Source organism: Arthrobacter flavus (assembly GCF_039526005.1).
GTDB lineage: Bacteria > Actinomycetota > Actinomycetes > Actinomycetales > Micrococcaceae > Arthrobacter_D > Arthrobacter_D flavus.
This window is the reverse complement of sequence record NZ_BAAAIJ010000051.1, coordinates 53,618-66,545: the sequence shown is the minus strand read 5'-3', so window position 1 is coordinate 66,545 and position 12,928 is coordinate 53,618. Positions and strand designations below refer to the sequence as shown.

Genomic DNA, 12,928 nt, shown 5'->3' with positions numbered 1-12,928 from the left:
CTGAACCAGTGAACATCCTGAGCCCCCTCTCCGACCGGTCCTGGGCTGCTGAGGCCATCCGCCGCATCGAGGCCGAAAACAACCGGTCTGCTGACACTCATCTCTACGCAGTCCCGCTGCCTGAGCACTGGGGAGTTGACCTGTTCCTGAAGGATGAGTCGACCCACCGGACGGGCAGCCTCAAACACCGGTTGGCTCGATCACTCTTCCTGTTTGGACTGGTGAACGGCTGGATCAAGGAGAATACGACGGTCGTTGAGGCGTCCAGCGGGTCGACAGCGGTTTCCGAAGCGTACTTCGCGCAGCTTCTGGACCTGCCGTTTATCGCTGTGATGACCCGCACCACCAGCAAGGAAAAAATCGACCAGATTGAACAGTATGGTGGCGCCTGCCACTTCGTTGACCATGCCTCCGAGGTCTATGCGGCCGCAGCAGGCCTTGCCGCCACGACTGGCGGCCATTACATGGATCAATTCACCTACGCTGAGCGGGCGACGGACTGGCGTGGCAACAACAACATCGCCGAGTCGATTTTCGGTCAGCTGGCCCTGGAACAGCACCCGGTTCCCGACTGGATCGTGGTGGGCGCCGGGACGGGCGGCACCAGCGCCACCATCGGGCGATACATCAGGTACCAGCGCCACCACACCCGGCTGGCCGTGGTCGACCCCGAGAACTCAGCCTTTTATCCGGCGTGGCGTACCCCTGGTACCGCGGCGGCGGGGAGCCCCTCCCGCATTGAGGGCATCGGACGGCCGAGGCTGGAACCGAGTTTTGTACCCGGCGTGATTGACCACATGATCCAGGTCCCCGACGCCGCATCGGTCGCGGCGATGCGGCACCTCCGTCAACTCACCGGCCTGCATGCCGGCCCGTCAACCGGCACCAACCTGTGGGGAGTCTGGGGCCTGATCGCGGACATGATCGGCCAGGGTCGCCGCGGCAGCATTGTCTCACTGATGTGCGACGCCGGCACCAGATACACCGGATCCTACGACGACGACGCCTGGCTGGCAGCGCGTGACCTGGATCCGACCCCCCACACGGCAGTGCTGGACCGCTTCTTTGACACCGGGATCTGGCCGGAAGAACCTGCCAAATAGCGGCCGCCCCAGTAACCGGGTAGAACTGAAGGATGACTGATTCCCTGGTACTAGGTCCCATGATGCGTTACGTCGATCTGACCTCCGCCAGCATCTGGGTGGAAACCCGTCAGGCTGCGCGGGTCACAGTGACGGCCGGTGACCAGTCCTGGACCGCCCGGACGTTCGGTGTGCATGGCCACCACTACGCCCTGGTGGAGGCAAACGATCTGGAACCGGGATCCGTCACCGCCTACACGGTGGCGATCGATGGGGAGCAGGTGTGGCCCGAGGAAGGGTCTGCCTACCCGCCGTCCATGATCGCGACGCTGACCCCCGACAAGCCCATCAAGATGGCGTTCGGGTCGTGCCGGACCAGTGTCCCCCATAACGAGGCGGGAAACAGTAAACACGGCGTCGATTCGATGCGTGCCTACGCCCTGAACATGGCCGCCGGAGTGGACGATGTCGCCTGGCCCGATCTGGTGGTGTTCCTGGGCGACCAGGTGTACGCGGACGTGACGAGCGAGGCGATGCAGGAGTTCATCAAGTCGCGCCGGGACATCGAGGAGGAGCCCGGGGAAGAACTCAAGGACTATGAGGAGTACGCCCACCTGTACAACCTGGCGTGGTCCGACGATGCCAACCGCTGGCTCCTGTCCACCCTGCCCAGCGCAATGATTTTCGACGACCATGACATTCGGGACGATTGGAACACCTCCCTGGCCTGGAAGCACGCCATGGAGGCTACCTCCTGGTGGCAGGGCCGGATCGTCTCGGGGCTGGCCTCCTACTGGGTGCACCAGCACCTTGGCAATCTCTCACCCGAGCACCGGGACCAGGACGAAATCTGGCAGGTGATCAGTTCCCACGACGGCGAGACGGAACTGGACATCAGCAGTGTGCTCGACCAGTTGGCTGACCGTGCCAACCAGGAGCCGGCCACCTACCGGTGGAGCTTTGCCAGGGAGATTGGTGACGTCCGGCTGGTGGTCCTGGACTCACGTGCGGGCCGGGTGCTCGACCCCGCCCGGAGATCAATCCTCGACGACCGGGAAATGGAGTGGCTGGATGGACAGATGCAGGGCGGCTTCCGGCATCTGCTGATTGCCACCTCGCTACCGTTCCTGCTCCCTGCCGGCCTGCATCACATCGAAGCCTGGAACGAGGCGCTCGCCGACGGCGCCTGGGGAAAATTCGGGGCGAAGATCGGCGAGAAGATGCGGCGCACGGTGGATCTGGAGCACTGGGGCGCGTTCCAGCGAAGCTTCCGCCGAGTGGCGCAGATGGCGGTTGAGGTGGCAGATGGGAAGCGCGGCAAGGCACCCGAAACTGTCACGTTCCTGTCCGGCGACGTGCACTTTTCGTATGTCTCCGAGGTGGAACGCACCTCGGGGAGCCGGATCATCCAGGCGGTCTGTTCGCCGATCCGCAACCCGCTCCCCCGCGCCATGCGCTTTGCTACCGCCATCCTGTCCTACGGCGTCGCAAGCCCGGTGGGGGCGCTGGTAGCCCGGTCGGCGAAGGTGCCGAACCCGCCCTTCCGCTGGTCCGGTCTGAAAGGCCCCTGGTTCGACAACAACCTGGCCGGTCTCGAAGACAGCCCAGCTGGTCTGCGGTTCTGGTGGGAGCGTGGCGTAGTGGTCGACGGCGACCACCTCTCGCCCCGGTTGGACGAGGTCTCCACGGTAACCGTCTCACCGCGGAACTAGCCCAACACCCGCTTGGAACCGTCACTGCGTTGAAGGTACTGACCGCGGGGTTTGAGTAAGGGACTCCCTCCCCCCACAGTGCACCGGTCTGGCGTTCACTGGGGGTTCTCCGACCTCGTGGATGGTGTGCCCGCTGCACGCCGTCTTGGTTGCATTGGCCCGCTCGATGCGGGACACAGTGAACCACCGGATGGCGTTGCGCAGTAGGCACCAGCCCACCAGGTACCATTGCCCGTTCGTGGAGGCGAACAGCACCGGCTCCACATCGCGGGTGCTAGTGGTCCCGTCTCCCGAGGTGTAGCGAATGCGGATCACCCGCTGCTCAGCCATCGCTTCCTCCAGCGCCGACCTGATGGCGCGCGACGAGGGGGGAGGCGCATTGACCCACACGCGGTGGGCCAGCTTGTCGGCTCGTGCTCTGGTTGTGGGATCAAGGACGTCCAGGATCTTCTGGATACCTACTCCTGCCAGATCGGCGTAGGGGGCATCGGGTGCAGCGGACACGGCTGCCATCAGCGCCACGGCCTGCGCTGGGGACAGGCTGACAGGCGGCAGGGACGCACCTATTGCCAGTCCGTAGCCACCGCCGGGTCCTGGGCGAGACCAGATCGGCGCACCGCTGCTCTCCAACGCGTCGAGGTCTCTCTTAATGGTGCGCACGGATACCTCGAACTCTCTCGCCAACCGATCGGCGGAGACTCCCCGTGCGCCGCTGCGGCGCAACATCTCGGATAGAGCATGGAGCCGTTCGACTCGCTTCACAGGTCAGGTGCCGATGAATTCATGCCATAAATAGTGACATACCCTTGTCCCAGGTGCCTGCAAGGGTGGAGGCATGACAACAACTACCAGCAGTCCGACCATCATTCTCATCGCTGGCCACTGGCTGGGTGCCTGGGCGTGGGATGAAGTCGTTGAGCACCTGACAACCGAGAACTTCCGTGCAATCGCGATGACCCTGCCCGGTCTCGACGGGGACGATCCCGGGCGTGCCGAGAGGACTCTCGACGATCAAGCCTCAGCGGTACTGGACGTCATCACTGAACATGGGGTCTCTGCGGATCAGCCCGTAACACTTGTCGCTCACAATGGGGCGAACGCCCCGGTCAGCCTCGTCCTTGACCGACACCCCGAGCTTGTCCATCGGGTGGTGTGGGTCGATTCCGGCCCGGTGGCGATGGGAAGCGCGGTCGCACCAGGCATACCGGAGGAGCTGGCGGAACTTCCGCTGCCGTCTTTTGAGCTCCTCGCACAGCAGGCGAGCCTCGAAGGGCTGAGCACGGAGTACCTTGCGCGTTTTCGGGCCCGTGCCGTCCCTCAACCCGGCCCTGTGCTTCGCCAGCCCATCGAACTCACGAACGATGCCCGACGTAGGGTCCGGACCACCCTGGTGTGCTGCTCGATCCCGAGCGCGCAGGTGCTGGAGTTGGCCCGCGCAGGCCATGCTCTGTTTGCCGAAGTTGCGAACCTCGAGCACCTGGACGTCATTGACCTCCCCACGGGGCATTGGCCCATGTGGAGCCGCCCACGGGACCTCGCCAGGGCCATTCAGACCGCAGCTTCCCGAGCCACCTGAACTCCACCGTGGATCCACACTGCGCTAGATCGTCACGCTCTCACCGAGGGCAAGATGACGGAACTCAGTACCATACAAGCCTCCAATCCGGGCCACATGGCCTTCAACCAGCTGCACACCGGTCTCATTCAGCAGTGCATCATGGATCTGGAATGCCCGGGCCGCCCGCACCGACGTGACGAAATCGATCACTTCGGCCGTCTTGGACCACGGCGCGTGCACCGGCACCAGAACCGTCGATACGTCGACGCCATGCGGGACGATGAACGAATCTCCTGGGTGGTAGAGAGAACCATCGATCAGGTAGCCAATATTGGCCACCATCGGAATGTGCGGGTGGATCAGCGCATGCTGACCACTGAAGGTCTGCACCTCAAAACCCGCGACGCTGTATCGCTGCTCGGGTTCGGCCGTGTGCACCCGGTCCAGGCCATCGGCGTCGAGCCGCTCAGCCAACATACCGGCCACCTTCGCTGGCGCATAAACCAGCAGCGACTGGTCCAGTTGCAGCGCCGCCACCACCTTCTCCTCGTCAAAGTGATCGGCATGCTGGTGGGTAATCAGTAGCGCGTGTGCCCCCGCCAGCGCCGTCTCGGTGCCGGTCTCGCCCTCGCTCTCACTGAATGTCCCCGGGTCGATCACGAGCACGGCACCGTCCTTCTCCAACCGGACACAGGAGTGAGTGAATTTGGTGAGCTTCATCGCGTCAGCCTACCGCCGACCAGCCCAGCAACAACAGGACCTGGGGCCAAGCGCTGGTAACCTTGTTCGCGACAGTCAGTAACACCCGAGCCGTCAGGAGGCGATCCGGCAGTGCCACCAACAGCAGAACCGACAGCACGCAAAGGACCGGAACAACGGGTCACTAAGCAGCGGCTGGCGGTAAGCGCGGCGCTGGACGAGCTCGACGACTTCGTCAGCACCCAGGAGCTTCACCGGCGCCTGCACGAAACAGGCAACGCGGTCTCACTGGCCACCACGTACCGGATTCTCCAGTCGATGTCCGAAGACGGGTTGGTTGACGTGCTGCGCAACGGCGAAGGCGAAGCCGTCTACCGCCGGTGCGACGCCCCACATCACCATCACCACCTGCTCTGCCGAAGCTGCGGCCGCGCTGTCGAGATCGAAGCTCCAGCCGTGGAGAAATGGGCTGCACGAATTGCTGAAGAGCATGGCTACACCGAGGTAGCCCACACCGTTGAAATCTACGGCCTGTGCCCGGCCTGCACAGCTGGGGCTGCAGGTTAGGCTGGGCGCACTGTCGCAGGGGTTGAAGTGGTGGAGGCGGTGCGTCTCCCGCGCTGCCAGCTAATCCCGCGGCAGACGAGGTAGATCACGAAGGAAATTGTGGTCACGTACGGACTGATGGGAATCCGGCCACCCAGGGCCAGGAGGATCCCGCCGACCACTGACACGCACGCAAAAATCACACTGAGCAACACCACGATCCGTGGCGAGGAAGTCACCTTCAGCGCCGCCGCCGCTGGGGTAATCAGCAGGGCCAGGACGAGCAGCGCCCCCACCACCTGAATGGACAACGCAACCGATACGCCCAGCAGGAACATGAACATGATGGAGAGTCCCCGCACGGGCACTCCACGGGCTTCGGCGAGGTCGGCGTCGGCGCTCGCGAAGGTGAGAGGCCGCCAGATGGCGAGCAGCGCCACCATCACGGCCACTGCGCAACCTGCCAGCAGCGACAGCTGGACATCATCAACCGAGACGATCTGCCCCGTCAGCAGGCCAAACTTGTTGGCTGCGCGGCCTTCGTACAGCGCCAGGAACAGGATGCCGAGGCCGAGGCCGAAGGGCATAATCACGCCAATAATCGAGTTCCGGTCCCTCGCCCTGATCCCCATGGCTCCGAGGACGACCGCCGCGAGCACTGAACCCACCAGGGATCCGTAGATCACATTCGCCCCGATGAGGAGGGCGAAGGCAGCTCCGGCAAACGACAGCTCGGCAATGCCGTGGACGGCAAAGGCAAGGTCCCGCATCATCACAAAAGTACCGATCAACCCGCCGAGGAGTCCCAACACTGCGCCCGCCCACAGCGAATTCTGCACCAGGGGAAGCAGATCTGAGTAGTTCTCGAAGTTGAAAATTGCGGTCAGGATTTCCTGCAGGTCCACTGTCAGTGTCCTTCCGCGTGATGGTGGGTGGTGTCATCCGGCAGCCCGACGACAATGATCCGACCCTTGCTGTGCAGGACCTCGACGTTGCTCCTGTAGAGCTCGGACAGTACCTCACTGGTCATCACCTCGTGGGGTGGGCCGATCCTGAACTGGCCGTCGGCCAGATAAAGCACCCGGTCGACATAGTCGATGATCGGGTTGATCTCATGCGTCACGAACACCACTGCCGATTCGTTGACCCGGCACTGCGCGTTGATCAAACCGCTCACTGCCTGTTGGTGGTGCAGGTCCAGGGAGAGCAGCGGTTCATCACAGAGGAGTACCTGCGGATTGGTCGCGAGGGCCTGGGCCGCGCGCAGCCGCTGTTGCTCTCCCCCGGAAAGCCGCCCGACGGGCGCGTCGGCATAGGCGGAGGCACCTACTTTTTCCAGCAGGGCATCGACAGTGGCCTTGAAGTCCCGACCCCTCCATCTGAGCCCCCAGCGATGACCGTCGACGCCGAGCCCCACCAGATCACGGGCCCGCAGCGGAGTTTCCGGTGGAAAGGACTTCTGCTGGGGGATGTAGCCAATGTCGCGGCTGCCGCGGCGCACCGCTGCACCATTGATGGTCGCCGTGCCCGAGTCAAGTTGCTGCAGACCCAGAAGCACCTTCAGGAGACTGGTTTTCCCTGAACCGTTCGGTCCGAGGACAGCGAAAAACTCACCCTTGCGGATATCAAGGTCGAGATTCTGCCAGAGAACGCGGTCACCGAAGGAGAGCGACGCTGACCGGAGCCGAACCATAGGGTCTGTTTCCGGCCGCTCGGCCATGCGGTGGTCTTGAGTCAAAGCCAGTAGGTTCATCTCCAGCGAAAAAGTAGGTGGCGTGGCGTTTCCACCATCAGTTGATCAGGGGGCGAGGACGCTCTCGATACCGTCCACATTGGAAGTCATCCAGCTCAGGAAGTCTTCCCCCTCAGGCACTGTCTCCGTGAAGTTGACGATTTCCACCCCGGCCGCGTCCGCTGCGTCGCGAACGGTCTGGGTCTGGGGACTTTCTGTTTGCTCATTATAGGCAAGGAACGCCAGCGACTCGTCCTCCATGAGGTTCATCATTTCGTTCAGGACGGCGATTGAAACATCCGATCCCTCTTCAATCGCCTCACTGTAGCCATTCGGCGTGACGTTCTCCAGCCCGGCCGCTTCGAGCAGGTAGACGGGGACCGGTTCGGTGATTGCGACCGTTTGGCCTGCGGAGACCTCGCTCAGTTCCGAGAGCCGCTCGGTCAGGGCGGTGATGCCCGCGTCAAACTCATCGACATTGGCGCTGTACAGCCCGGCGTTGTCGGGATCGAGCGCGGTTAGCTTCTCGCCAATCGTCGCGGCTACGGCCCGCATGGTGTCCAGGTCATACCAGACGTGCTCATTCGCCGAGCCGTGGGCGTGCTCGGCATGTTCTGCTTCTGACTCACCAGCATGCTCATCCTCACCAGCATGCTCGCCCTCTTCCTCGTGCTCTTCCTCACCAACATGCTCGCCCTCATCCTCATGCTCTTCCTCGAAGCCCTCGAAGCCTGACTCACTGACTGCCGAAATCAGGTAGTCATGGTCCATCTCCACCTCGTCGGCCAGGAGGTGCAGGAACGGATCATAACCGCCACCGTTCTCGATCAGCAGGTCAGCCTCGGAAACCGCCAGCTTGTCCTGGACGGTAGCCTCGTAGGAGTGCGGATCCTGCGCCAGGCTGTCAACAATCGAGGTCACCGAAACATTGTCGCCACCGATGGTCTGCGCGATGTCTCCGTAGACATTGGTGGAGGCAACCACCTGGATCTGATCCTCGGCGGTGTCAGCAGCATTATTGCCGCTCTCCCCCTGACCGCAGCCGGTCAAGGCCAACGCCATTGCCGCTACTCCGATGAAGCCGGTTGAGGTGGAAAGACGTCGCATGTATCCCTCGATCTACGTAATTGGAACCCGGATCAATAACTCCTGACCGCAAGTCTAACGCAAACGCGAATCATTCGCATATCGAGGGATACCTCGTCGGGCACAGGGTACCTAGCTGATGCTGCGGTCGAGACCGAGCTCGTCCACACTGGAGCCAGTCCGTCGGTGTCCCTGATTCTGCGTGGCATCCCGGATTTCTCCGATCAGCTGCTCAATAACATCCTCAAGGAAGAGGACTCCGTGGGTGGCGCCGTCGGGACCCAGCACCCGAGCCAGGTGGGACCCGGTGCGTTGCATGGTGGTCAACGCCGTCTCGATCTCGTCATCCATTCTCAGGTTCGCAAGGGTGCGGACCTTGTTCTCGGTAATGGGTTTGGAGTACATTTCCTCGGAAATCGACATGATGTCCTTGAGGTGCATGTACCCGGTGAGGACGTCGTTTTCATCCATCAACACGAACCGCGAAAACCCGGTTCGCCCCACGGTTTTCTCGAACTCTGCTGGGGTGGAGTCCGTCCGGACGCTCACCAGCTCGTCCAAAGGCACCATGACCGTACCGGCGGTTTGGCCCGAGAACTCGAGCGCGCCGGAAATCAGACCGGAGCCGTCGTCAACCAGCCCGTGGCGCGTGGACTCCTGAACGATCGACTGCACCTCCTCCAGGGTGAACGAAGAGGTCACCTCGTCCTTCGGCTCAACGCGCATAGCCCGCAGGATATGGTTCGCCAACCAGTTCAGTGACCCAATGATGGGATTCACCACACGCGCAATCATCACAAGGGGTGGTGCCAGGAGAAGCGCAGCCTTGTCAGCGACGGATACCGAGATGTTCTTCGGGACCATTTCGCCAAACGTGACGTGCAGGAAGGTCACGATCAGCAGGGCAATCGCGAAGGCGATGATGTCGGCGGGCCCAGCAGGAATTCCCACTGATTCAAGCGGAACCACCAGGAGGTGATGGATCGCGGGTTCAGCGACCTGCAGGATCAGCAGCGAGCACACGGTGATCCCCAGCTGCGCACAGGCGAGCATCAACGAGACGTGCTCCATCGCCCACAGCGTGGTTTTGGCGCGCTTGGAACCTTGGTCGGCCAGCGGTTCAATCTGGCTGCGGCGCGCTGACATGACAGCGAATTCGGCGCCCACGAAGAAGGCGTTTCCGATCAACAGGACAATCAGCCATACGATTCCGGCCCAGTCGCTCATCGTTGACCTTCCATTGCGGCGTGTGGTACTCCGCCAGTTTCATCTTCAGGGGGCCGCGGAATGAAGCTGACCCGGTCGATCCGACGACCATCCATGCGTTCCACCTCAAGGATCCCCTCGGGGACATCGACCCGGTCACCTGGGGCAGCAATCCGACCCAACTGGGCCATGATGTACCCGGCGACCGTTTCGTAACCAGCCTCGTCGGGTACCGAGAGGTGCGGAATCTGCTCGGTGACCTCGTCCGGACGCATCAGGCCCGGAAAGAACCAGTTGCCCGAAGCGCTCTGCAGCACTCCGGGTTTCAGTTTGTCGTGCTCATCCGAGACCTCGCCGACGATCTCCTCGACCAGATCCTCGAGGGTGACGACGCCAGCCGTGCCGCCGTACTCGTCGAGGACCACCGCCAGCTGAAGGTTCGCTTCCCGCAGCTCTGCCAACAGGGAATCCAGGTGGACCGTCTCGGGCACCCGGAGGACCTCGGTCATGATGGTCCCGGCAGGGAGCCCTGCACGCTTGCTGCGCGGAACTGCCACAGCTTTCTTGACGTGAACCACGCCGCGAATGTCGTCTGGTGAGTCTGCAATCAGGGGGAACCGGGAGAATCCGGTCCGACGGGCCAGGTCGACGACGTCGGCCACTGTTTGATCCGAATCGATCGTTTCCATCCGGATCCGCGGGGTCATGACGTCGGCGGCGGTCCGTTCGGAGAAGCTGAACGTCCGGGCCAGGAAGTTGGCGGTACCAGCGTCGAGAGTGCCCATCTCAGCCGATCGCCGGACCAGGGAGGAGAGCTCCGAGGGTGTGCGGGCGCCGGAGATTTCTTCCTTTGCTTCCAGTCCAAAGAGGTTCAGGACGCGGTTGGAAAACCCGTTCAGCACCACAATCGCGGGTTTGAACACCCCGGTGAAGATCAGCTGAGGCCGCGCCAGCAGCTTGCCGATTTTAAACGGAAGGGCGATCGCCAGGTTTTTGGGGACCAGTTCGCCGATCAGCATTGAAAGGAGGGTGGCGAGTGTCATCGCAATGACCAGTGAAACCGTGCCGAGGATCGCGTCGGGGATGCCGATCGTGCTCAGCGGGCCCTGGATCAGGCGGCCGACGGACGGTTCCATGACATAACCGGTCAGCAGCGTGGTGAGGGTAATCCCCAGCTGGCAGCTGGAGAGCTGGGTGGAGAGCGATTTCAGACATTTGAGGAGGGGCACTGCCCCTTTGTCGCCGTTGTCAACGGCCCGCTGAACGTAGGTCTGATCCAGCGCAACGAGCGAGAATTCGACTGCGACAAAAAACCCTGTTCCGAGGATCAGCAGCAGGCCTGCTATCAGGAAGTAGAGTTCCACGGTGCACTCACCGCCAGCCCGGGTAGACGGAGCGAATCATCCTGGTGGCATAGAAAAGATCCGGCCTGAACCGGTCTGGAAGGCTCCGATTGGGTTTCCGCTGAGCTGGCACAGGAAACGCTTGGTCCAGTGGGATCTGGTTCGATGGGTCCCAATACTGCCTCGAGTTGGCGATGGGCATATGTGCGGGGTCTGCCGGCGCATGTCGACCGTTTGGCGGAAAAATGCCGCGAACGCATCGAGGGCCGGCCCCTAGAGGAACTGTCCATAAGAGTTTCAGTTTACATCAGGGGCCGGAGCGCGCCAGTTCCGGTTTTACCAGCTCTGGGGCAGCGGCCTGCCCTCTTCGTAGCCTGCTGCTGACTGAACGCCCACCACTGCGTTGTCCCGGAACTCTGCGAGGCTACGCGCCCCCGCGTAGGTCATTGAGCTGCGCAGTCCGGCGGTGATCATATCTAACAGGTCCTCAACCCCGGGCCGGGCCGGGTCCAGGTACATTTTCGAAGTGGAGATACCCTCCTCGAACAGTCCTTTCCTGGCACGCGCGAACACGTCGTCGCGCTGGGTCCGGTTCTGGACCGCACGGGCTGAGGCCATGCCGAAGCTTTCCTTGTACTGCCGGCCGCTGCTGTCCGTCTGCAGGTCACCCGGGCTCTCATAGGTGCCGGCAAACCAGGATCCAATCATGACCTGGCTGGCGCCCGCAGCCAGCGCCAGGGCAACGTCGCGTGGATACCTCACGCCGCCGTCGGCCCAGACCTGCGCCCCGAGCTCGCGCGCCGCCTCAGAGCATTCCTGGACAGCCGAGAACTGGGGGCGTCCCACCGCGGTCATCATTCGGGTGGTGCACATGGCACCTGGGCCGACTCCCACCTTGACGATGTTGGCGCCAGCCTCCACCAGGTCACGCACACCATCGGCGCTCACCACGTTTCCCGCCACGATGGGCACTGGCCGCCCGAGTCCGTTGACGACACCTCTGACAGCCCGCAGCGCGTCAATCATCTTTCTCTGGTGGCCGTGGGCGGTGTCCACCACCAGTACGTCCACGCCGGCGTCGAGCAGGTCAGCAGCCTTCGCCTCAACATCGCCGTTGATGCCCACCGCTGCTGCGACGCGCAGGGAGCCGTTCGCGTCGAGCGCCGGCCGATATATTGTCGACCTGAGCGCACCGGTGCGGGTCAGGACGCCGAGCAATTCACCGTCCCGTGAGACGGGTGCAAGATTGGTACCCGCCGCATCGAGTTCCTCGAAGGCGAGTTGCAGCCCCGCCGCGGTGTCGGCCTCGAACCGGGAGGACTCGAACTTGATGAAGCTGGTGCGCATCACCGACTCCAATGACGCAAAACGGTCGACTCCTTCGCAGTCGGAGGACCGGACTATCCCTACACAACTGTTGTGCTCGTCCACGACCATCACTGCGCCATGGGAGCGCTTGTTCATCAGGTGCAGCGCATCGATGACCGTGTGACCCGGCGTGAGGCGCAACGGGGTCTCGTACACGGAGTCCCGGCTCTTCACCCACTGGGTCACCTCGGCGATGACCGCTGAGGGAATGTCCTGGGGCAATACCGCCAGCCCTCCTCGACGCGCCACCGTTTCCACCATCCGGCGTCCGGTGACAGCCGTCATGTTGGCCACCACCAGGGGGATGGTGGTTCCAGTCGAATCGTCGCTCGCCAGGTCGACGTCAAACCGGGAGACCACTTCGGAAGCGGAGGGGACCAGAAAAACGTCCGAATAGGTGAGGTCGGTGGCTGGCTGATTGATAAAACGCATGGGGGTTGCTCCTGGATCGGCTTCAGCAAAAAGTCTATGTGCTGCCTAGGACACTTCGAGCATTCGAGGGATTGGCTTGTTACCTCAGACTGTCATTAGACTGACTGCGGGTCTGTATACAGTTTTATCTCGCTCTAAAACACGCTGCAGGCGACTGAACCGGG

General features: G+C 62.6%; 12 protein-coding genes. 4 read left to right on the top strand and 8 right to left on the bottom strand.

From position 1 onward, the window contains the following. The first annotated feature begins 8 nt into the window (after positions 1-8). Both ABD059_RS13035 and ABD059_RS13030 read left to right on the top strand, forming a co-directional pair. The gene (locus ABD059_RS13035; RefSeq protein WP_343880718.1) at positions 9-1,103 is read left to right on the top strand and encodes a PLP-dependent cysteine synthase family protein; all 1,095 of its coding nucleotides are present in this window, start codon (positions 9-11) and stop codon (positions 1,101-1,103) included. Between the two features lie 32 nt (positions 1,104-1,135). Further along, entirely contained in the window at positions 1,136-2,794 is a 1,659-nt protein-coding gene (locus ABD059_RS13030) for an alkaline phosphatase D family protein (RefSeq protein WP_343880716.1), read from the top strand. A 21-nt stretch (positions 2,795-2,815) separates the two neighbouring features. Here ABD059_RS13030 and ABD059_RS13025 read toward each other — a convergent pair whose 3' ends face one another. Continuing rightward, the gene (locus ABD059_RS13025) at positions 2,816-3,556 is read right to left on the bottom strand and encodes a helix-turn-helix transcriptional regulator (RefSeq protein ID WP_343880714.1); all 741 of its coding nucleotides are present in this window, start codon (positions 3,554-3,556) and stop codon (positions 2,816-2,818) included. Between the two features lie 73 nt (positions 3,557-3,629). Between ABD059_RS13025 and ABD059_RS13020 the strand changes: the two genes are divergently transcribed. Next, positions 3,630-4,370 (top strand): alpha/beta fold hydrolase, encoded by a 741-nt coding sequence (locus ABD059_RS13020; RefSeq protein ID WP_343880712.1) that lies wholly within the window; start codon positions 3,630-3,632, stop codon positions 4,368-4,370. 24 nt (positions 4,371-4,394) lie between these two features. On the opposite strand, the gene ABD059_RS13015 is transcribed toward ABD059_RS13020, so the two are convergent. Beyond that, positions 4,395-5,072: an MBL fold metallo-hydrolase gene (locus tag ABD059_RS13015; protein WP_343880710.1), complete on the bottom strand. Its 678-nt coding sequence runs from the start codon at positions 5,070-5,072 to the stop codon at positions 4,395-4,397. A gap of 111 nt (positions 5,073-5,183) precedes the next feature. Here ABD059_RS13015 and ABD059_RS13010 point away from each other — a divergent pair, with 111 nt between their 5' ends. After that, a complete protein-coding gene (locus tag ABD059_RS13010) occupies positions 5,184-5,618 on the top strand; it encodes a Fur family transcriptional regulator (RefSeq protein WP_343880708.1) in 435 nt (144 codons plus the stop codon). Here the strand turns inward: ABD059_RS13010 and ABD059_RS13005 are convergent. The 6 genes from ABD059_RS13005 to guaB1 all read right to left on the bottom strand — a co-directional run bounded on the left by ABD059_RS13005 (position 5,615) and on the right by guaB1 (position 12,764). Next, positions 5,615-6,502 carry a metal ABC transporter permease gene (locus tag ABD059_RS13005; protein WP_343880706.1) on the bottom strand — a complete coding sequence of 296 codons (888 nt, stop codon included), beginning with the start codon at positions 6,500-6,502 and terminating at the stop codon, positions 5,615-5,617. The genes ABD059_RS13010 and ABD059_RS13005 overlap by 4 nt on opposite strands. 2 nt (positions 6,503-6,504) lie before the next feature. Further along, on the bottom strand, positions 6,505-7,290 hold the full coding sequence (locus tag ABD059_RS13000; protein WP_343880704.1) for a metal ABC transporter ATP-binding protein: 786 nt from the start codon (positions 7,288-7,290) through the stop codon (positions 6,505-6,507). Between the two features lie 105 nt (positions 7,291-7,395). Further along, positions 7,396-8,436: a metal ABC transporter solute-binding protein, Zn/Mn family gene (locus ABD059_RS12995; protein WP_343880702.1), complete on the bottom strand. Its 1,041-nt coding sequence runs from the start codon at positions 8,434-8,436 to the stop codon at positions 7,396-7,398. 111 nt (positions 8,437-8,547) lie between these two features. Continuing rightward, positions 8,548-9,642, bottom strand: a complete 1,095-nt coding sequence (locus tag ABD059_RS12990; protein WP_343880700.1) for a hemolysin family protein — start codon at positions 9,640-9,642, stop codon at positions 8,548-8,550. Continuing rightward, complete coding sequence (locus tag ABD059_RS12985; protein ID WP_343880698.1) at positions 9,639-10,985, bottom strand: hemolysin family protein; 1,347 nt, start codon at positions 10,983-10,985, stop codon at positions 9,639-9,641. Before ABD059_RS12985 ends, ABD059_RS12990 begins: the two co-directional genes overlap by 4 nt. Positions 10,986-11,300: 315 nt before the next feature. Continuing rightward, positions 11,301-12,764 carry a GMP reductase gene (gene guaB1, locus ABD059_RS12980; protein WP_343880696.1) on the bottom strand — a complete coding sequence of 488 codons (1,464 nt, stop codon included), beginning with the start codon at positions 12,762-12,764 and terminating at the stop codon, positions 11,301-11,303. Positions 12,765-12,928: the final 164 nt, after the last annotated feature.